Origin of the sequence: Bradyrhizobium lablabi, assembly GCF_001440475.1 — a bacterium.
Lineage (GTDB): Bacteria > Pseudomonadota > Alphaproteobacteria > Rhizobiales > Xanthobacteraceae > Bradyrhizobium > Bradyrhizobium lablabi.
In genome coordinates, this window is the sequence record NZ_LLYB01000066.1 from 124,481 (window position 1) to 141,195 (window position 16,715).

Annotated in this window: 19 protein-coding genes and 2 pseudogenes; 6 read left to right on the forward strand and 15 right to left on the reverse strand. The window is 62.6% G+C overall.

The window, feature by feature from the left end; genetic code table 11:
- Window positions 1-81: 81 nt before the first annotated feature.
- Complete coding sequence (gene recO, locus CQ14_RS16555) at window positions 82-831, reverse strand: DNA repair protein RecO (protein ID WP_057858951.1); 750 nt, start codon at window positions 829-831, stop codon at window positions 82-84.
- 64 nt (window positions 832-895) lie between these two features.
- Here recO and CQ14_RS16560 point away from each other — a divergent pair, with 64 nt between their 5' ends.
- Window positions 896-1,198 (forward strand): hypothetical protein, encoded by a 303-nt coding sequence (locus tag CQ14_RS16560; protein WP_057858921.1) that lies wholly within the window; start codon window positions 896-898, stop codon window positions 1,196-1,198.
- Between the two features lie 146 nt (window positions 1,199-1,344).
- On the opposite strand, the pseudogene CQ14_RS46310 reads toward CQ14_RS16560, so the two are convergent.
- From CQ14_RS46310 to rpoZ, 8 genes and pseudogenes are all read right to left on the reverse strand, one after another.
- Window positions 1,345-1,597 (reverse strand): annotated as a pseudogene (locus CQ14_RS46310) (hypothetical protein); the annotation flags it as partial.
- A 37-nt stretch (window positions 1,598-1,634) separates the two neighbouring features.
- Entirely contained in the window at window positions 1,635-2,561 is a 927-nt protein-coding gene (era, locus tag CQ14_RS16570; RefSeq protein WP_057858922.1) for a GTPase Era, read from the reverse strand.
- Window positions 2,551-3,369, reverse strand: coding sequence for a ribonuclease III (gene rnc / locus CQ14_RS16575; protein WP_057858923.1), 819 nt, complete (start codon window positions 3,367-3,369; stop codon window positions 2,551-2,553). The genes era and rnc overlap by 11 nt, the downstream gene beginning before the upstream one ends.
- Complete coding sequence (gene lepB / locus CQ14_RS16580; RefSeq protein ID WP_057858924.1) at window positions 3,366-4,124, reverse strand: signal peptidase I; 759 nt, start codon at window positions 4,122-4,124, stop codon at window positions 3,366-3,368. Before lepB ends, rnc begins: the two co-directional genes overlap by 4 nt.
- Window positions 4,125-4,400: 276 nt before the next feature.
- On the reverse strand, window positions 4,401-4,820 hold the full coding sequence (gene acpS / locus CQ14_RS16585) for a holo-ACP synthase (protein ID WP_057858925.1): 420 nt from the start codon (window positions 4,818-4,820) through the stop codon (window positions 4,401-4,403).
- On the reverse strand, window positions 4,817-5,581 hold the full coding sequence (locus tag CQ14_RS16590) for a pyridoxine 5'-phosphate synthase (protein WP_057858926.1): 765 nt from the start codon (window positions 5,579-5,581) through the stop codon (window positions 4,817-4,819). The genes acpS and CQ14_RS16590 overlap by 4 nt, the downstream gene beginning before the upstream one ends.
- 44 nt (window positions 5,582-5,625) lie before the next feature.
- A complete protein-coding gene (locus CQ14_RS16595) occupies window positions 5,626-7,917 on the reverse strand; it encodes a RelA/SpoT family protein (RefSeq protein WP_057858927.1) in 2,292 nt (763 codons plus the stop codon).
- Between the two features lie 294 nt (window positions 7,918-8,211).
- A complete protein-coding gene (gene rpoZ / locus CQ14_RS16600; protein WP_024512695.1) occupies window positions 8,212-8,604 on the reverse strand; it encodes a DNA-directed RNA polymerase subunit omega in 393 nt (130 codons plus the stop codon).
- Window positions 8,605-8,959: 355 nt separating this feature from the next.
- On the opposite strand from rpoZ, the gene CQ14_RS16605 reads away from it, so the two are divergent.
- Window positions 8,960-9,589: a LabA-like NYN domain-containing protein gene (locus CQ14_RS16605; RefSeq protein WP_057839027.1), complete on the forward strand. Its 630-nt coding sequence runs from the start codon at window positions 8,960-8,962 to the stop codon at window positions 9,587-9,589.
- A 145-nt stretch (window positions 9,590-9,734) separates the two neighbouring features.
- A complete protein-coding gene (locus CQ14_RS16610) occupies window positions 9,735-10,388 on the forward strand; it encodes a uracil-DNA glycosylase (RefSeq protein WP_057858928.1) in 654 nt (217 codons plus the stop codon).
- An 89-nt stretch (window positions 10,389-10,477) separates the two neighbouring features.
- On the opposite strand, the gene CQ14_RS16615 is transcribed toward CQ14_RS16610, so the two are convergent.
- A complete protein-coding gene (locus tag CQ14_RS16615; RefSeq protein ID WP_057858929.1) occupies window positions 10,478-11,464 on the reverse strand; it encodes a GlxA family transcriptional regulator in 987 nt (328 codons plus the stop codon).
- Between the two features lie 104 nt (window positions 11,465-11,568).
- Between CQ14_RS16615 and CQ14_RS16620 the strand changes: the two genes are divergently transcribed.
- Complete coding sequence (locus tag CQ14_RS16620; RefSeq protein WP_057858930.1) at window positions 11,569-12,276, forward strand: DJ-1/PfpI family protein; 708 nt, start codon at window positions 11,569-11,571, stop codon at window positions 12,274-12,276.
- Window positions 12,277-12,328: 52 nt separating this feature from the next.
- Complete coding sequence (locus tag CQ14_RS16625) at window positions 12,329-13,573, forward strand: ABC transporter substrate-binding protein (RefSeq protein ID WP_082649903.1); 1,245 nt, start codon at window positions 12,329-12,331, stop codon at window positions 13,571-13,573.
- A gap of 49 nt (window positions 13,574-13,622) precedes the next feature.
- Here the strand turns inward: CQ14_RS16625 and CQ14_RS16630 are convergent, their stop codons facing one another.
- The 5 genes and pseudogenes from CQ14_RS16630 to dapA all read right to left on the reverse strand — a co-directional run bounded on the left by CQ14_RS16630 (window position 13,623) and on the right by dapA (window position 16,195).
- A complete protein-coding gene (locus tag CQ14_RS16630) occupies window positions 13,623-14,198 on the reverse strand; it encodes a peroxiredoxin (protein ID WP_057858931.1) in 576 nt (191 codons plus the stop codon).
- Window positions 14,199-14,372: 174 nt separating this feature from the next.
- Window positions 14,373-14,846 (reverse strand): SsrA-binding protein SmpB, encoded by a 474-nt coding sequence (gene smpB, locus CQ14_RS16635; protein ID WP_057858932.1) that lies wholly within the window; start codon window positions 14,844-14,846, stop codon window positions 14,373-14,375.
- A gap of 1 nt (window position 14,847) precedes the next feature.
- Window positions 14,848-15,089 (reverse strand): MscL family protein (locus tag CQ14_RS46315; protein ID WP_245320375.1); only part of this gene is annotated, 242 nt, incomplete at its 5' end.
- A gap of 54 nt (window positions 15,090-15,143) precedes the next feature.
- Window positions 15,144-15,260, reverse strand: a pseudogene (locus tag CQ14_RS46320) (MscL family protein); the annotation flags it as partial.
- Window positions 15,261-15,304: 44 nt separating this feature from the next.
- Window positions 15,305-16,195 carry a 4-hydroxy-tetrahydrodipicolinate synthase gene (dapA, locus tag CQ14_RS16645; protein WP_057858933.1) on the reverse strand — a complete coding sequence of 297 codons (891 nt, stop codon included), beginning with the start codon at window positions 16,193-16,195 and terminating at the stop codon, window positions 15,305-15,307.
- A 290-nt stretch (window positions 16,196-16,485) separates the two neighbouring features.
- Here dapA and CQ14_RS16650 point away from each other — a divergent pair.
- On the forward strand, window positions 16,486-16,715 hold a 230-nt coding region (locus CQ14_RS16650; protein ID WP_057858934.1), incomplete at its 3' end, for a hypothetical protein.

A 16,715-nucleotide genomic window follows, 5' to 3' on the forward strand; every position in this document is an offset into this window, starting at 1 on the left:
GCGGGGAATGAACTGTCGTTGGCTGGGAGTAATCACGCAGGCGGCACTGGAGGGACGTCCGGGAAGGTCTTAGCCTAGCGCTCAGGGCTGCGCCAGCCGCGCCCGGTGCTTCGTGACCGCGTTGATAAACCCGCCCCTGGCGTCGGAATGCCCCTGCCCGCGCGGCTCCAGCACGTGGCGGAGCAGGAACAGGCCGGTCAGACGGAACCCGTCCATGAGGTCCTGATCCGACCAGCTATTTGTGCCGCCCTCGCCTTCGCGGAGGAAGGCCGGCAGCCGCAATAGCCGGTCCCGATAGGGTTCGCCGGCCGCGCGCGACACCGCGCCGCCGGATTTCGGCGAGACGTAGATCAGGTCCGTCGTCTCGCCGGTGGCCGCGCAGTTTTCCAGGTCGAGGCCGAAGCCGAGTTCAGCCAGCATTGCGAGCTCGAACCGGATCAGGTGCGCGGCCGCGCCGCCGGCATCGTCAAAATCGTCCAGCGTGCGGTCGAGCATCTCGTAGATGTCCTCATGCGGGTCGCGCTCCGGCAGCAGCCGCGCCAGCGAGGCCAGATGGGTGACACCATAGACCGCGTGCGAGGATGCGAGCAGCGTCGCCGCGCGCAGCCGCGTGCCTTCGATGGCGTAGGTGCCGAGATGCTCGTCGAGCCGCGCCCGCCACACCGCGGTGACGCTGTTGCCGGGCTGCAGCAGCGGCCGCATCCGCGATCCGGCGCCACCGCGCACCAGCCCGAGATGCCGGCCGTGCTCGCGCGTCAACAACTCGACGATGGCAGAGGATTCGCCATGCCGCCGCACGCCCAGCACGATGCCTTCGTCGGTCCATTCCATGGGAGCCACTATAGCGCTATATAGTCAGCCACTGAAGTTTCCCGACACCCGAGACTACATCGCGATGGCCAGCATTATTGGCGACCTGATCGTCGCAGTTCTCGAATTGGTGTTCTGGGCGATAATGGAAATCCTTCCAACCGTTTTCTATTTCACCGCGCTAGCCTTGGTGTTCATGGCCTCGCTCGGCAGAGTGGTTGTCGAATTTCCCAAAGATCTGACCAGCATCGGCTGGACGGGCCAACTCAGAATCGAGCGCTCGGCCGAGGGACGAACGACACTGTCCCCCGCACTTGGCGTCATCATCGGGTTCGTCATCTGGGCCATCATCGTGAGCGCATCGATCATTTACTACGCGCGCAGCTGATCCGCCCCAAAGCGTCTCACGCGTTGAACCAGCCTACCGCGTCGCCGGTGTAGGAGAGGTACAGCCCCAGCGCGGTCAGCGCGCAGGAGACCNACCTGGATGCCGCTGTCGAACTCAATGCCCTTCTCGCCGATGACCTGCACCANGCGAAATCACCGACAGCACCAGGGCTGCCGTCAGCACCCAGCGCGGCCAGTTCTTGCGGTGCTCGGCGGCGAGGCGGACGAAATAGACGAACAGCAGGATCTGGCCGGCCGCCATCAGCGTTCCGGTGGCGATCATCTGCTCGGTCATCTTCGCCGTGGGCGTGCGGTCCTGAAACGCCACCGTGATCGCATCCAACGTCAGCGACACATACAGCAGCACTTCAAACCAAACGACGTTGCGAGGTACGTTCATCGGGCTGGTTCTTCGTTATTGCCTGAGCGCTGACTGTTCATTCCTTCGGGAATTCCAGTCCCATTTCCCGATAGCGGTCGGGGTCGTCACCCCAGTTCTCGCGCACCTTGACGAACAGAAACAGGTGCACGGGTACGCCGACGATCTCCGCGATCTCCTTGCGCGACTCCGCGCCGATCGACTTGATGGTGGCGCCGCCCTTGCCAAGCACGATCTTGCGCTGGCTCTCGCGCTCGACAAAGATCGTCTGCTCGATGCGGACCGACTTGTCCTTGCGCTCGGTCCAGGTGTCGGTCTCCACCGTCGATTGATACGGCAGTTCCTGATGGAGCTGGCGGTAGATCTTTTCCCGGGTGATTTCGGCTGCCAGATGCCGCAGCGGTGCATCCGACATCTGGTCCTCGGGGTAGTGAAACGGTCCCGCCGGCACGCTCCTGGCAAGCGTCTTGCGCAGGTCGTCGACGCCGTCGCCCGACAACGCCGAGATCATGAAGGTGTGCTCGAACTTCATGCGCTCGTTGGCGGCCTGCGCCAGCGCCAAAAGCTTCTCGCGCGGGATCAGGTCGATCTTGTTCAGGACCAGGATTTTCGGGTGCGCTACCGTCGCGAGCTTACCCAGGATCGCATCGGCCTCGTCGTCGATTCCGGCCTTGGCATCCAGCAGCACGCAGACGAGATCGGCATCATGGGCGCCGCTCCAGGCGGTGGAAACCATGGCGCGGTCGAGCCGCCGCTTCGGCGAGAAAATGCCGGGCGTGTCGACCAGAATGATTTGCGCATTGTCCTCGATCACGATGCCGCGGATCAGCGCGCGCGTCGTCTGCACCTTGCGCGAGACGATGGTGACCTTGGAGCCGACCAGCGCGTTGACGAGCGTCGACTTGCCGACATTGGGGGCGCCGATCAGCGCGACGAAGCCGCAGCGGGTCTCGCTGGACGCGCCGGGTGCGGGTTCAACTGTCATTGCTGCCGCCACCGACGCCTTCGCGTTCGATCATCACGGAGGCCGCGACCTTCTCGGCGGCGCGCTTGGAGCCGCCGACGCCTTCCGCGGGCGCAAGGCCCGGCAGGTCGACGGCGACGCGGAATTGCGGGTCGTGATGCGGCCCGGTGCGCTCGATCTCGCGGTAGACCGGCGTCGGCAATCCCTTGCTCTGGGCCCATTCCTGCAACACCGTCTTGGGATCGCGCAGCGGCCGCCGGGGTTTGCGCATCCGCTCCAGCCAGTTGCGCTCGACGAATTGCGACGCCGCCGCATAGCCGCCGTCGAGATAGATCGCCCCGATCACCGCCTCGCAGATGTCGCCGAGCACCGATTTGCGCAGGCGCGCGCCGGCCCCTGCCCCCACCGCGCCGAGCTTGATGTCCTCGAGCAGTCCGAGCGATTTGGCGACATCGGCGCAGCTTTCCTTGCGCACGAGATCGGCGAGCCGTTTCGACAATTCGCCCTCGTCGGCCCGCGGATAGGCGCGATACAGCATGTCGGAGATGATCAGCCCGAGCACGTGATCGCCGAGGAATTCCAGCCGCTGGTAGCTGTCGGCGCGATGGCGGGTGGCGGGCTTCAGGGCGGAGACATGCGTGAACGCGGTGGTCAGCAGCGCGGGGTCAGAGAACTTATAACCGATGCGGCCCTCGATCGCCGCGGCCGCAGCCTTGGCACCGGCCTTGCCGCGCTTCTTCTTCGGCGCAGCGGCGCTCGGCGCATCCGCCGGCTGGCTCGCCTCGCCTGAGGCCGGTGCGTCGGGAATGGTCGCGGTCTCGTCGTTCATCGCACGATTGTGAATAGGCGATTCCAGCGCACCGCCGTCGGCCAGCGCCAGAACATCCAGGCGTGTTCGCCCTCGGCAATGGAGAAGAAGATCATCTGCGCCCGGCCGACGATGTTCTCGAACGGCACATAGCCGACAGCCGACAGCACCCGGCTGTCGGTCGAGTTGTCCCGGTTGTCGCCCATCATGAAGAAGTGACCGGGGGGCACGGTGTAGACGCTGGTGTTGTCGTAGAAGCCGTTGTCGACGCAATCGAGCGATTCATAGCTGACGCCGTTCGGCAGCGTTTCTTTCCAGCGCTTGACGCGCGCGGTGGCGTCGGAGCCGCAGGGGTCTTCGCCGATGAAATCGGAAAGCCGCTCGCGCTTGACCGGCTTGTCGTTGATGTAGAGCAGCCCTTCCCGCATCTGGATGCGGTCACCCGGCAGGCCGATCACCCGCTTGATGTAATCGGTGGAATCGTCCTTCGGCAGGCGGAACACCACGATGTCGCCCCGGTTCGGCTCGGAGCCGAAGATACGCCCCGAGAACAGCGGCGGCGACAACGGAATGGAGTAGTGGCTGTAGCCGTACGAATATTTCGAGACGAACAGGTAATCGCCGACCAAGAGCGTCGCCTTCATCGATCCCGAGGGGATGTTGAACGGCTGGAACAGGAAGGTGCGGATCACCAGCGCGATCAGGAGAGCATGGATGACGACGCGGATGGTTTCGCCCAAGCCGCTTTCAGATTTTGTGCTGGAGGTCACGCTCATCGCTTTCCCAATTCCCGCGAGCGCTGGCCCGCACGGTGGCAGAACGTTTTCCGCACGCGAATCGCCTGGTTCGCGTCAGGAAAATGGTCTCAATACTGATGTTGAGGGCCAATTCCGGCGCTAACCTGAATCGGCCCTGGCTCGAACTAGTTGCTGCGCGTTTTAGACGGTTGTTCGTGGGCGCGCAATCAAGCGCCTTGTCAAAACTTCATAATCCATTGAAAAACAATGATTTTTAGTTTTGTCTCGTTTCCCCGGCGCAAACGCCTGCGCGGCTCATGATTTGCCGGGCGTGACCGCCGAAATTATGACGAAGGCCTGCGCCAGCGGCCAGTCATCGGTGATCGACAGATCGATCCGCGCCTCGAACCCCTCCGGCGTCAGCGCTTCCAGCCGGGCCAGCGCACCGCCGGTGAGTTTCATGGTCGGCCGTCCCCCCGGCAGGTTCACCACCCCCATGTCCCGCCACCAGACGCCGCGGCGGATGCCGGTGCCGAGCGCCTTGGAACAGGCCTCCTTGGCGGCGAATCGCTTGGCGTAGGTCGCGACCACCATCTTTTCGTTGTTGGCCCGGCGCGCCGCCTTGGCGCGCTCGGCGTCGGTGAAGATGCGGTCGAGGAAGCGGTCGCCGTGACGCTCGATCACCTTGGCAACCCGGGTGATGTCGACCAGGTCGGAACCGATGCCGATGATCATGTCCGGCCCGTAATCTTCTGGCGGCCGCGGTCCATCGCGGCGCGCATTTGCCGCACGGTCTCGCCGAGGCCGACGAACAGCGCCTCCCCCATCATGAAATAGCCGATGTTGAGCTCGGCGATCTCGGGCAGCGCGGCAATCGTCTCGGCGGTCTGGTAGTCGAGGCCGTGGCCGGCATGGACCTCCAGCCCCGCGGCGCGGCCCAAAGCGGCCCCCTTGACGATTCGCTGCCATTCCGCCTCGGCCTTGGCGGCGTGACCGTCGACCACGGCGTCGCACCAGCCGCCGGTATGGATCTCGATGACGGGCGCGCGCAATTTTGCGGCCATCTCGATCTGCTGGGGGTCGGCGGCGATGAACAGCGACACCCGGATGCCGGCGTCATTCAGCCGGGCGATAAACGGCGCCAGCGCATTGTGCTGGCCGACCACATCCAATCCGCCCTCGGTGGTGAGTTCTTCACGCCGCTCCGGCACCAGGCACACCGCGTGGGGCTTGGTGGCGAGCGATATCCGCAGCATGTCCTCGGTCGCCGCCATCTCGAAATTCAGCGGCTTCGAAATCTCGGCCTTCAGGCGAGCCATGTCGCTGTCGCGGATATGGCGGCGGTCCTCGCGCAGATGCGCAGTGATGCCGTCGGCGCCGGCCTCGATCGCGGCGAGTGCCGCCCGCACCGGATCCGGCCGCTCGCCGCCCCGCGCATTGCGAAGGGTGGCGACGTGGTCGACATTGATGCCGAGGCGGAGCGGAGGAACGGGCATTTTCAGGACTCGCAGACTGACTTGCAACGCAACGATGATACAGCCTACCCGTTGACCCGCTCAACCTTGGCGACGACGGCCTTGGCGCGCAATTGTGCGATAATTGCACTGAGATGCTTGAGGTCATAGACCTCGAGATCGATGGTCAGCTCGGTGAAATCGGGCGAGCGGCGCGACATGCTGATATTGTCGATATTGCCGTCATGCTCGGCGATCACGGTCGCGACCTGGGCGAGGCTGCCGGGCTCGTTGACGTTGTGCACGAGTATCCGCGCCGGGAAACGCTGCGGCATGGTCTCGTCGATATCCCAGCGCACGTCGAGCCAGCGCTCCGGCTCCTCCTCGAAATCCTTCAGCGCCGGCGACTGGATCGGATAGATCGTGATCCCCTCGCCCGGCGTGACGATGCCGACGATGCGGTCGCCCGGCACGGCGCCGCCGTTCGGCGCGAACTTCACCGGCAGGTCGGAATTGATGCCGCGCACCGGGATCACGGAGGTGGAGCGCGCCGGATGCGGCTCCGACTTCAGCTTCAATTTCACCGCCAGGCTCTTCTTGGCCCCGTAGCGTACCAGCCGCTCTTCCTTGTAGTCCGGATACATGGCGCGGGCGACGTCGGAAGCCTTCAGCTCACCGCGTCCGACAGAAGCCATCACGTCCTCGATCGAGGTGCGGGCCAGCCGCGGCAATGCGCCCGTCAGCTTGTCGTCAGCATATTCGATCTTGGCGCGCGCGAACAGGCGATCGACGATGCGGCGGCCAAGGCCGGCATATTGGTCGCGCACCGCGGTACGCGTGGCGCGCCGGATTGCCGCGCGCGCCTTGCCGGTGATCGCAAGCGATTCCCAGGCCGACGGCGGCGCCGACTGCGCCTTCGAGGTCAAAACCTCGACCTCGTCGCCGTTCTGCAGTTCGGACGACAGCGGCGCGAACTTGCCGTTGATCTTGCAGCCGACCGCCGAGTTGCCGACGTCGGTATGCACGGCATAGGCGAAATCGATCACGTTCGCCTGCCGCGGCAGCGCGATCAGCTTGCCCTTGGGCGTGAAGCAGAACACCTGGTCGTGGAACAGCTCCAGCTTGGTGTGCTCCAGAAACTCTTCCGGATTGGCGCTTTCGGAGAGGATGCCGACGGTGTGACGGAGCCAGGCAAAGGCGTTGGATTCGTGCTTGAGCCGCTCGGTCGGCGAGCCCATGCCTTCCTTGTAAAAGGCATGCGCGGCGATGCCGAATTCCGCGATCTGGTTCATCTCTTCGGTGCGGATCTGCAGTTCGACGCGCTGGTTGCCGGGGCCGATTACGGTGGTGTGGAGCGAACGGTAGTCATTCTGCTTCGGCGTCGAGATGTAGTCCTTGAAGCGGCCCGGCACCACCGGCCAGGTGGTGTGCACCACGCCGAGCGCGGCGTAGCAGTCCTCGACTTCGCCCAGGATGATGCGGAAGCCGTAGATGTCGGACAATTGCTCGAAGCCGATCGACTTGCGCTCCATCTTTGTCCAGATCGAGAACGGTTGCTTGCGGCGGCCATAGACGCGCGCGATGATCCCGTTCTTCTGCAGGTTCTTGGAAAGCTGGCTTTCGATCTCGCCGATCAGATTGCGGTTGCGGTCGGCGAGCGCGTCGAGCCGCTGCTTCACCACCGCATAGGCTTCGGGATCGAGCACGTGGAAGGACAGGTCTTCCAGCTCCTCGCGCATCTCATGCATACCCATGCGGCCGGCGAGCGGCGCATAGATGTCGAGCGTCTCCTCGGCGATACGCCGCCGCGAGGCATGCGGCACGAACTCCAGCGTGCGCATGTTGTGCAGGCGGTCGGCAAGCTTGATCAGGAGCACGCGGACGTCGTCGGCGATTGCCAGCAGCAGCTTGCGCAGGTTCTCGGCCTGCTTGGCTTCGCGCGAGACCAGTTCCAGCCGCTTCAGCTTGGTGAGCCCCTCGACCAGCGCGCCGATCTCGTGGCCGAAGATGTTGTCGATCTCGGCGCGCGTCGCCTCGGTGTCCTCGATGGTGTCGTGCAGCAGCGCCGCCACGATGGTGGCATCGTCGAGCTTGAGGTTGGTCAGGATCGCCGCGACCTCGAGCGGATGGGAAAAATAGGGATCGCCGGACGCGCGCGTCTGCGTGCCGTGCGCCTTCATGGCGTAGACATAGGCGCGGTTGAGCAGGTCTTCGTTGGTATCAGGGTTGTACGATCGGACGCGCTCGACCAGGTCGTATTGGCGCATCATCCGCGAGCGCGGCGATTTCGGCTTCTCCGCCACCGGCGACGTCGGGGCGACCGCGACCCCACCGGTTGCGGCCTGCATTTGCCTCGAGCTGCGGCGCCAATACGCCATCACATCACTGCCTTCTTCCACCAGACCCCGTCGGGTCCCGCCCTTGGCGTATCTAATGCGTTTTCGGAGGACGATGCACGCCGCCCGGATCGCGAAACGGTTCAATTTCGCTTGGGTCGGCGGCCATCCAACGCCCGCCCCGGCGGGCCGGCCGGCCAGCCTAAGTCAGCCGGTTTCCGCCGCGCCCAGCAAGGACGCATTGTAACCGCAAAAATGTCAACAAAAGCAAAGGCCCGGACGAATGTCCGGGCCTTTGGCAAATCAGGGAGTTCGGGACGACCGAAATGTTCCGGATTACTCGTCCTCTTCGGGCTGCTCTTCCGGCGGCGCCAGGCCTTCCAGGCCCTTGAGGAGCTCTTCCTCGGTCATACGCTCGACCGCAACCTCGGTGTCGTCGGCATCGACGCTGGCGCCGGCCGAGCCGATCAAAGGTACGGTATCGGGCTCTGGCTCGTCGACCTCGACGAATTTCTGCAGCGAATGAACCAGTTCCTCACGCAGGTCTTCCGGGGAAATAGTGGAATCGGCGATTTCACGCAGCGAAACGACCGGGTTCTTGTCGTTGTCGCGATCAACCGTGAGTTGCGATCCGGACGAGATCATACGAGCGCGATGCGCCGCCAACAACACCAGGTCGAACCGGTTGTCGACCTTGTCAATGCAATCTTCCACGGTGACGCGCGCCATAGACTGTCGCTCCGTTATTTGGGGCCAAATATGTCGGTATTGGGCGCTAGTTATAGTGGCTGGGGTCGTTTCGCAAGCCTAAATTTGTGATTTGCCTTCCTAATGGGCTCTGGTAACCCACCCTTCGGGGCCAAAATGGCCGGAGCGTCCAGACGCGGCAGGGTTGCCGCGCAGGACAAGTAAATCTCTTCATTGCACCGTCAAAAGTCTAGGTTTTTCGCCCTCGGCTCACCATAATTGCAGTGGTGACTGTCGCGGGGCACGATTCACCGAACTTTAGGCACCAGAACTGGAAAGTGCGCGCGGACGATAGCCGCTGCGCTAGAAAAGCTAACCACAACGTGAGAACCATTTGATGTCACCGACTTCCAACAAGATTGCGCTCTTCATTGATGGCGCCAACCTGTACGCAACCGCAAAGACGCTCGGCTTCGACATCGACTACAAGCGCCTCCTCAAGGAATTTCAGAGCCGCGGGACGCTGTTACGTGCATTCTACTACACGGCGATCATCGAAGATCAGGAATACTCCTCGATCCGCCCGTTGATCGACTGGCTCGACTACAACGGCTACACCGTCGTCACCAAGGCAACGAAGGAATTCATCGACGCGTCCGGCCGGCGCAAGGTGAAAGGCAACATGGACATCGAGCTCGCCGTCGATGCCATGGAACTCGCCGAGCATGTCGACCAGATCGTCCTGTTCTCGGGCGATGGCGATTTCCGCTCGCTGGTGGAAGCAGTGCAACGTCGGGGTGTTCGCGTCACGGTAGTGTCGACCATTTCGAGCCAGCCTCCGATGATCGCCGACGAACTGCGCCGCCAGGCCGACGTTTTCACCGACCTCGTCGAGCTGCAATCGAAGCTCGGCCGCGATCCCTCCGAGCGTCCTGCCCCGCGCGAACCGCGCCACCACTCCCCGCAATTCCTGCAGCGCGCGACCACGGTTGCGACGCGGGCGGGGGATGACGATTTCGACGATTGAGAATGGGTCCATACGCTGCTAGAGCCTCGGTTCTGATTGAAAACAGAACCGGGGCTTTTTGTTTGCCGCGCGTAGTCGACGCGACCCGGCCTCGATCCCGGATCCAGCTCCGTGGCCGGCTGTCGCTCGAAAACGCATTGGAAACATGGCTAGTCTCCCCGCCCCCGCTTCTTTCGAACCCGGCCGCAATTGCCCGCTCTGCCCGAGGCTCGCCGAATTTCGTGCGCAGGCGCGCGCGAAAGAGCCGGATTGGCACAATGCGCCGGTCGCTTCGTTCGGCGATGCCAACGCGCAGCTCCTGATTGTCGGGCTCGCGCCCGGCATGCAGGGCGCCAACCGGACTGGACGCCCGTTCACCGGCGACTACGCCGGCGACTTGCTGTATGCGACCTTGCTCGAATACGGTTTTGCGAAAGGCGTCTATCAGGCACGTCCCGACGACGGGCTCAAACTGGTCAACTGCCGGATCAGCAACGCGGTGCGCTGCGTGCCGCCGCAGAACAAGCCGTTGCCTGCCGAGATCAACACCTGCCGGCAATTCCTGGTGAAGACGATTGCAACGATGCCGAAGCTTCGCGCGATCGTGGCGCTCGGGCGCATCGCCCATGACTCGACGTTGAAGGCGCTCGGGCTGCGCAATGGCGCCGCCCCCTTCGCACACGGCGCGGTGCACAAGGCCGACACCATCAAGCTCTACGACAGCTATCACTGCTCGCGCTACAACACCAACACGCGGGTGCTGACGCCGGAGATGTTTCGCAACGTGTTTGCGAAAGTGCGGAAAGATCTGGATTCGTAGGGTGGGCAAAAGCGCAGCGTGCCCACCCTTGACGTCAACGATTTCGGGAGGTGGTGGGCACGCTGCGCTTTGCTAATCCGCCCTACCGGTTATTGCCTTTGCCCCTGATAAAATCGAACCCGATAATCCTGCGGCAACACGTGTAGACGGCGGCGGAAAGCGCGCCGAAAGTGCTCTTCACTTTGAAATCCCGCGCGCGCCGCGATTTCCTTGATGCTGGCAACAGATTCTTCCAGCGCCCTCCGGGCGGCCTCTACGCGAAGCTCTTCCACCGCTTTGCCGGGCGTCCGGCCGGTCTTTTGCCGAAATACGCGCGCGAATGTGCGGGGACTCATCCCTGCTCTTTCGGCCAGACTCTCCACACGCAAATCACCGCCGAGATTATCCTGCATCCAGGTCGAGATATTTTCGAACGCCCTGTCTTCGGACGACTGCAGTGACAGCGGCACGCTGAATTGGGCCTGCCCCCCGGGTCGCTTCAAAAACACCACCAAACGACGCGCGATACGCATGGCTTCGCGGTGTCCGAGATCATCTTCCAGCAAGGTGAGCGCAAGATCGATGCCTGCTGTCACCCCCGCAGACGTCCAAATTCCGCGGTCGTGAACGAAGACCGGATCGACCAACACCGAAACGTCGGGGTATTGGGCGCTGAGCAGCTCGCAGGAGCCCCAATGGGTGACGGCGCGTCGTCCGTGCAGCAGGCCGGCTGCAGCCAAAACAAACGCACCGGTACAGACGGAGCAGACACGTCTTGCGTTCGGCGCAGCCAAGCGAAACCAATCGACAAGCGCGGTCTCCGCAGAAGCACGATGAACGCCGGGCCCGCCACCGACGACGAGCGTGTCGATATTGATGCGGTCGCAGTCGGACAGGGAGGTTGTCATCACCTCCAGGCCGGACGAGGTTCGAACCGGCCCGCCCTTCAACGAGCAGACCTGCCAGACATAGGGCGCCCGGCCGGTCTCGGCGTTTTCGCAGGCAAGCTCAAATGCCTGCAGCGGCCCGGCGAAGTCGAGCAGCAGGCAATCCTCGAAGAGAACAAAGACCAGACGGCGGGCTTGGGAACGAGCCATGAGCGGGCCTTGTCAGCAAACCTTGGCAGGAAATGCGTGTATTATGACATTTCGGCAAACCCGCCAGCCTGTCAACCTGCCTTCGTTCAAAACGGAGGTGCACCATGTCCGGCAAGCCGATCGAGATCGGAATTCTGTTCTTTCCCGGGATGACCCAGCTGGATGTCACCGGACCTTTCGAAGTCTTTGCGCGCCTTCCGAACGTTCGCATGCATTTGCTTTGGAAAAGCATCGAACCTGTCATCAGTGACGTCGGCCTGCCGCTGCTGCCGACCACCATTTTCGCCGACTGCCCGGATCTGGACGTGTTCTGCATCGGTGGCGGCCCGGGGCTGGTCGACTTCCTGGGCGATGACGAGGTGATTGCGTTCGTTCGCGACAAGGGCGGATCGGCTCGCTACGTCACCTCGGTTTGCGCGGGCTGCCTGATCCTAGGCGCCGCCGGCCTGCTCGACGGATACAAGTCGGCCTGCCACTGGCTGATGAGTGAGCAGCTTGCCGCCTTTGGCGCCATCGCGGTCAACGAACGCGTCGTGATCGACCGTAACCGCATTTCCGGCGGTGGTGTTACCGCCGGAATTGATTTTGGCTTTCAGGTCGCATCCGAGCTGTGCGGCGAAGACGTCGCGAAGAAACTCCAGCTCATGCTGGAATACCAACCGCAGCCGCCGTTCGATATCACGGTGCAGAATGCGCCGCCCGAACTGCTTTCCCAAATGCGCCTTGAGGCCGAACCCTGGCTTCGCAAGCGCGCCGCGGCGGTGCAGAAGGCTGCTCAAAAGCTCAAATCAAACGCGATGACGGTTGCTTGACCCGTTGGTTAGAGCGCCGGAAACGTAGCGCCACACCTGGAAAGATACCCGCATGATTTGGAACGGCCGTGCGACCCCGAGAAGAGCGATACTCAAGGTTGCTGCTCTTTTGATCTTTGTCGGATCCTTCCCGGCCGCCCGCGCTGCCGAACTCTCCGGTGGCGTCGTCCGGATCGGCATCATCAATGACCAGACAGGGCCATTGTCCGATTTGAGCGGACCAGGGTCGATCACCGCCGCCAGGATGGCGGCGGAGGATTTTCAGAAATCGGTGCCGTCGATCAAGGTCGAGATCGTCGCCGCGGACCATCAGAACAAACCGGATATCGGCGTCGGAATTGTCCGGAAATGGTTCGACGTCGACGGCGTCGACATGGTCGCCGACGTGTCCAACTCGGCCGTTGGCCTCGCCATCCAGTCACTGGCGCGCGACAAGAACAAGATTGCCGTCTATTCGGCCGTCGCGACCACTGAACTTAACGGCAAGCAATGTTCCCGAAACGGCCTGGCCTGGCTCCACGATTCCTACAATCTGGTGTCGGGACCGATCCGTAAGCTGGTCTCGCAAGGCTACGATACGTGGTTCTTCATTGCGGCCGATTACGCGTTCGGGAAGAACATGGTGCTGGAGTCGCAGCGCGTGCTCGCGGCGACAGGAGGCAAGTCGCTCGGCGCCGTGTATCACCCGATCGGCACTGCGGATTATAGTTCGTTTATTCTGCAGGCCCAGGCGTCCGGCGCCAAGGCCATCGCCTTCGCCAATGCTGGCGAGCAGCTGGTGACCTTGATGAAACAATGGAACGAGTTCGGCATGAATACGGGCAGTCAAAAGCCTGTCGCCGAGCTGATGTTCATCACCGATGTTCATGCCATGGGCCCGAAAATTGCCAAGGGCCTGACGACCCTCACGGCGTGGTATTGGGCGTTGAACGACGAGACCAGGGCCTTCGCGCAGCGCTTCTACAAGCTTCGCGGCGCAATGCCCACGGCACCGCAAGCGGCGGTTTATTCGGGTGTGGGTCACTATCTCAAAGCCGTTGCAGAGGTTGGTACGGATGCAACGGATCCGGTGCTGGAAAAAATGCGTTCGATGCCCGTTGACGACTTCTACGCAAGGGGCGCGAAGATCCGCGAGGACGGAAAGCTTGTGCACGACTTCTACCTTGTCCAGGTGAAGGATCCATCCGACGTCAAGGCTCCCTGGGAATACTATAACGTCCTCGAAAGAGTTCCGAGCGGCGACGTTTACTCCGCGTTGGCTGATAGTGAATGCCCGTTGATCAACCGGGTTCGTTGACAGGCCTGGCGCGTAGGGCGGATTAGTTTGCCCGCCCGACAAGACACGCTTACGCCGGATTTTCCCTCAGCCACGCCAGCACGTCGGCGGCGTTCCGGTCCGGCGGGAATACCGGATAGAAGACGTGGGTGATGCGGCCGTCATCGACGATCAGCGCCAGCCGCTTGATCAGCGTCAGCCCCGCCACTTCCATGGTTGGCAGGTTCAGCGCGCGGGTCAGCTTCAGCTTCTCGTCGGACAGCACCGGGAACGGCAGGTGCAGCCGCGACGCCATCTCGGTCTGGTAGACGTTGTCCTGCGTCGACAGGCCGAACACATGTCTGGCGCCGCCGGCTTTCAATTCGGCAAACAGGTCGCGGAACGAGCAGGTCTGCGGCGTGCAGCCGCGCGCGCCGGGAATCATGTCCCAATCATCGACCAGGCTGATCTTGCCGGGCTCGCCGGTGCGGGGATAGGCGAACACCACCGTGCGGCCCGGAAGCGCCGACAGCGTCACCGAACTATCGTCGGTGGCAAGCAGTGAGACCTCAGGGATCGTCATGCCGACGAGATGCGCCGCCGCGCCGTCATTCTCCGGCGCCGGAATCTTGCTCCAGTCGACTTCAAGCAGGTTTTTCTGGTTCATGGCTTCCCCTCTCCATCCACCGTCATTGCGAGCCAACGGGTCGCGCGCATGCGCGCCCGATGACAGGCTCCGCGAAGCAATCCATGCCTCCGCACGGGGATAGATGGATTGCTTCGTCGCTAGCGCTCCTTGCGCAAATGCTTCGCGTTTGTCGCAGGCAATGACGATTGAAACTCATCCCCTCGCCCGCATCAGGCGGCCTTTTTCCCGACCCCAGTCGCGCTTCTTTGCGCTCTCGCGCTTGTCGTGCAGCTTCTTGCCCTTGGCGATCGCCAGCAGTAGCTTGGCGCGGCCGCGTTCGTTGAAATAGAGTTTCAGCGGGATCAGCGTCATGCCGTCGCGATCGACCGCGCCCATCAGTTTGTTGATCTGCTTCCGGTGCAGCAGCAGCTTGCGTGGCCGTTTCGGCTCATGGTTGAAGCGATTGGCCTGCAGATATTCCGGAATATTGGCGTTGATCAGCCAGATCTCGCCGTTCTTGGAATCCGCATAGGATTCCGCGATGGTGGTCTTGCCGTTGCGGATCGACTTCACTTCGGTGCCGGTCAGCGCAATGCCGGCCTCGATGGTGTCGTCGATCGCGTAATTGAACCGGGCCTTGCGGTTTTCGGCGACGACCTTGATCGGGCGCTCGTTCTTGTCCGCCACGTTAGCTCTTCTTCAGGAGATCGCGGATCTCGGTCAGCAGTTCTTCCTGCTTGGTCAGCTTCGGCGCTGGCGCCGCCTCTTCCTTGCGCTTGAACTGATTCATGGCGCGGATCACGATGAACAACACAAAGGCGACGATGAGGAAATTCAGCGTCAGCGTCAGGAAATTGCCCCAAGCCAACACTGCACCTTGCTTTTTGGCGTCCGCCAAATTGTTAGCAGTCACCGTCTTCGCCAGCGGGGNTGAAATAGTTGGAGAAATCGAGACCGCCGGTGATCGCGCCGATGATCGGCATNGATCACGTCGCCGACCAGCGAGGTCACGATGGCGCCGAAGGCCGCACCGATGATGACGCCGACGGCGAGGTCGACGACGTTACCCTTCATCGCGAATTCGCGGAATTCCTTCAGCATGTTGGAGGCCTCTCTTCGATTGTCGCGCGAAGTCAGCCGCTGGCCTAGTTGATCAGGCCGGCATGCATCATGGCGTCGCGGATCACTTTGCCGGTTGGCGGCGTCACGCTCATCAACGGCAGGCGCACCTCTTCTTCGAGCCGCCCCAGCAGTTTGAGGCCATGCTTGGCTCCCGCGAGGCCGGGCTCCTTGAAGATGGCATCATGCAGTGGCGTCAGGCGATCCTGGATCTTCAGTCCGGTAGCGAAATCACCCTGCAGGACGGCTGTCATCAGGTCGGCACACAGCTTCGGCGCCACATTGGCGACCACCGAAATGCAACCATGTCCTCCTGCCGCCATATAGGCCAGTGCGGTCATGTCCTCGCCGGACAACTGGATGAAATCCGGCCCCATCGCATGGCGCTGCTGCGACACCCGGGCAAGATTGGCAGTGGCGTCCTTGACGCCGGCGATGTTCTTCAACTCGAACAACCGCGTCATGGTCTCGACCGACATATCGACGACGGAGCGCGGCGGGATGTTGTAGATGATGATCGGGATTCCGATCGCGTCATTCACCGCCTTGAAGTGCTGATACATCCCTTCCTGGGTCGGCTTGTTGTAGTAGGGCGTCACCACCAGAACGGCATCGGCACCAGCCTTCTCGGCGTGCACAGCGAGGTCGACGGCTTCGCGCGTTGAGTTCGACCCCGCGCCAGCGATGACAGGCACGCGTCCTTTCGCCTCATCGATGCACATCTCGACTACCCGATGATGCTCGGCGTGGCTCAGCGTCGGGCTTTCGCCGGTGGTACCCACGGGAACGAGGCCGTGGGACCCCTGCTCGATCTGCCAGCTTATGAGACCCCGCAAGGCGGCCTCGTCGACCGAGCCGTTTTTGAATGGCGTGACCAAGGCGGTGAACGACCCCCGGAACTTTGTCTTGGCTGCCATGGACTTCCTCCAAACGCTTAAGAAACGGCACGACCGAACTGGATTTCAATTCATATCGGGTCTGGCGATCAGGCGAAAGGGCCGTGCCGTATGGCGCTAGCGCTTTGTTTCAACGCGCTTTCTTGCCCGCGGCCCGGCCTACCCCTTTCGAAAATGGCTATAGCCGCGATTTTGCCGCGGTGATGGCGCAAACAGGACCAGCCGTAACGTCTTAGCATTTTGTCCACATATTCCATCAAATAGATCTAAGGCTCGAGCGACTGAATGATTCGCCGCCGCAGAGGAAAGCCGTGATCCCTTCCATCCGCGCCGCCGCATTGCGATCGACCGCACTGGCTACGGGCCTGGCGCTGGCAGTGGGGCTGGCCGCTTTTCCCCCGGATGCCTGGGCCAATCCAAAAGTTCCGCTGCCGAAGCCGCGGCCGATCGCCCGCAACGTCGTTCCGAAGTCGACTGCGACCACCAGCGCGCCCGCCGCCTATACTTCGGTGGCCCCCGCCGCTCACACTTCGGCGGCGGC

Bases quoted from the DNA above. Each gene is read 5' to 3' on its own strand.
- recO (WP_057858951.1), bottom strand. From the start codon at position 831: ATGGAATGGACCGACGAAGGCATCGTGCTGGGCGTGCGGCGGCATGGC.
- CQ14_RS16560 (WP_057858921.1), top strand. From the start codon at position 896: ATGGCCAGCATTATTGGCGACCTGATCGTCGCAGTTCTCGAATTGGTG.
- era (WP_057858922.1), bottom strand. From the start codon at position 2,561: ATGACAGTTGAACCCGCACCCGGCGCGTCCAGCGAGACCCGCTGCGGC.
- rnc (WP_057858923.1), bottom strand. From the start codon at position 3,369: ATGAACGACGAGACCGCGACCATTCCCGACGCACCGGCCTCAGGCGAG.
- lepB (WP_057858924.1), bottom strand. From the start codon at position 4,124: ATGAGCGTGACCTCCAGCACAAAATCTGAAAGCGGCTTGGGCGAAACC.
- acpS (WP_057858925.1), bottom strand. From the start codon at position 4,820: ATGATCATCGGCATCGGTTCCGACCTGGTCGACATCACCCGGGTTGCC.
- CQ14_RS16590 (WP_057858926.1), bottom strand. From the start codon at position 5,581: ATGCCCGTTCCTCCGCTCCGCCTCGGCATCAATGTCGACCACGTCGCC.
- CQ14_RS16595 (WP_057858927.1), bottom strand. From the start codon at position 7,917: ATGGCGTATTGGCGCCGCAGCTCGAGGCAAATGCAGGCCGCAACCGGT.
- rpoZ (WP_024512695.1), bottom strand. From the start codon at position 8,604: ATGGCGCGCGTCACCGTGGAAGATTGCATTGACAAGGTCGACAACCGG.
- CQ14_RS16605 (WP_057839027.1), top strand. From the start codon at position 8,960: ATGTCACCGACTTCCAACAAGATTGCGCTCTTCATTGATGGCGCCAAC.
- CQ14_RS16610 (WP_057858928.1), top strand. From the start codon at position 9,735: ATGGCTAGTCTCCCCGCCCCCGCTTCTTTCGAACCCGGCCGCAATTGC.
- CQ14_RS16615 (WP_057858929.1), bottom strand. From the start codon at position 11,464: ATGGCTCGTTCCCAAGCCCGCCGTCTGGTCTTTGTTCTCTTCGAGGAT.
- CQ14_RS16620 (WP_057858930.1), top strand. From the start codon at position 11,569: ATGTCCGGCAAGCCGATCGAGATCGGAATTCTGTTCTTTCCCGGGATG.
- CQ14_RS16625 (WP_082649903.1), top strand. From the start codon at position 12,329: ATGATTTGGAACGGCCGTGCGACCCCGAGAAGAGCGATACTCAAGGTT.
- CQ14_RS16630 (WP_057858931.1), bottom strand. From the start codon at position 14,198: ATGAACCAGAAAAACCTGCTTGAAGTCGACTGGAGCAAGATTCCGGCG.
- dapA (WP_057858933.1), bottom strand. From the start codon at position 16,195: ATGGCAGCCAAGACAAAGTTCCGGGGGTCGTTCACCGCCTTGGTCACG.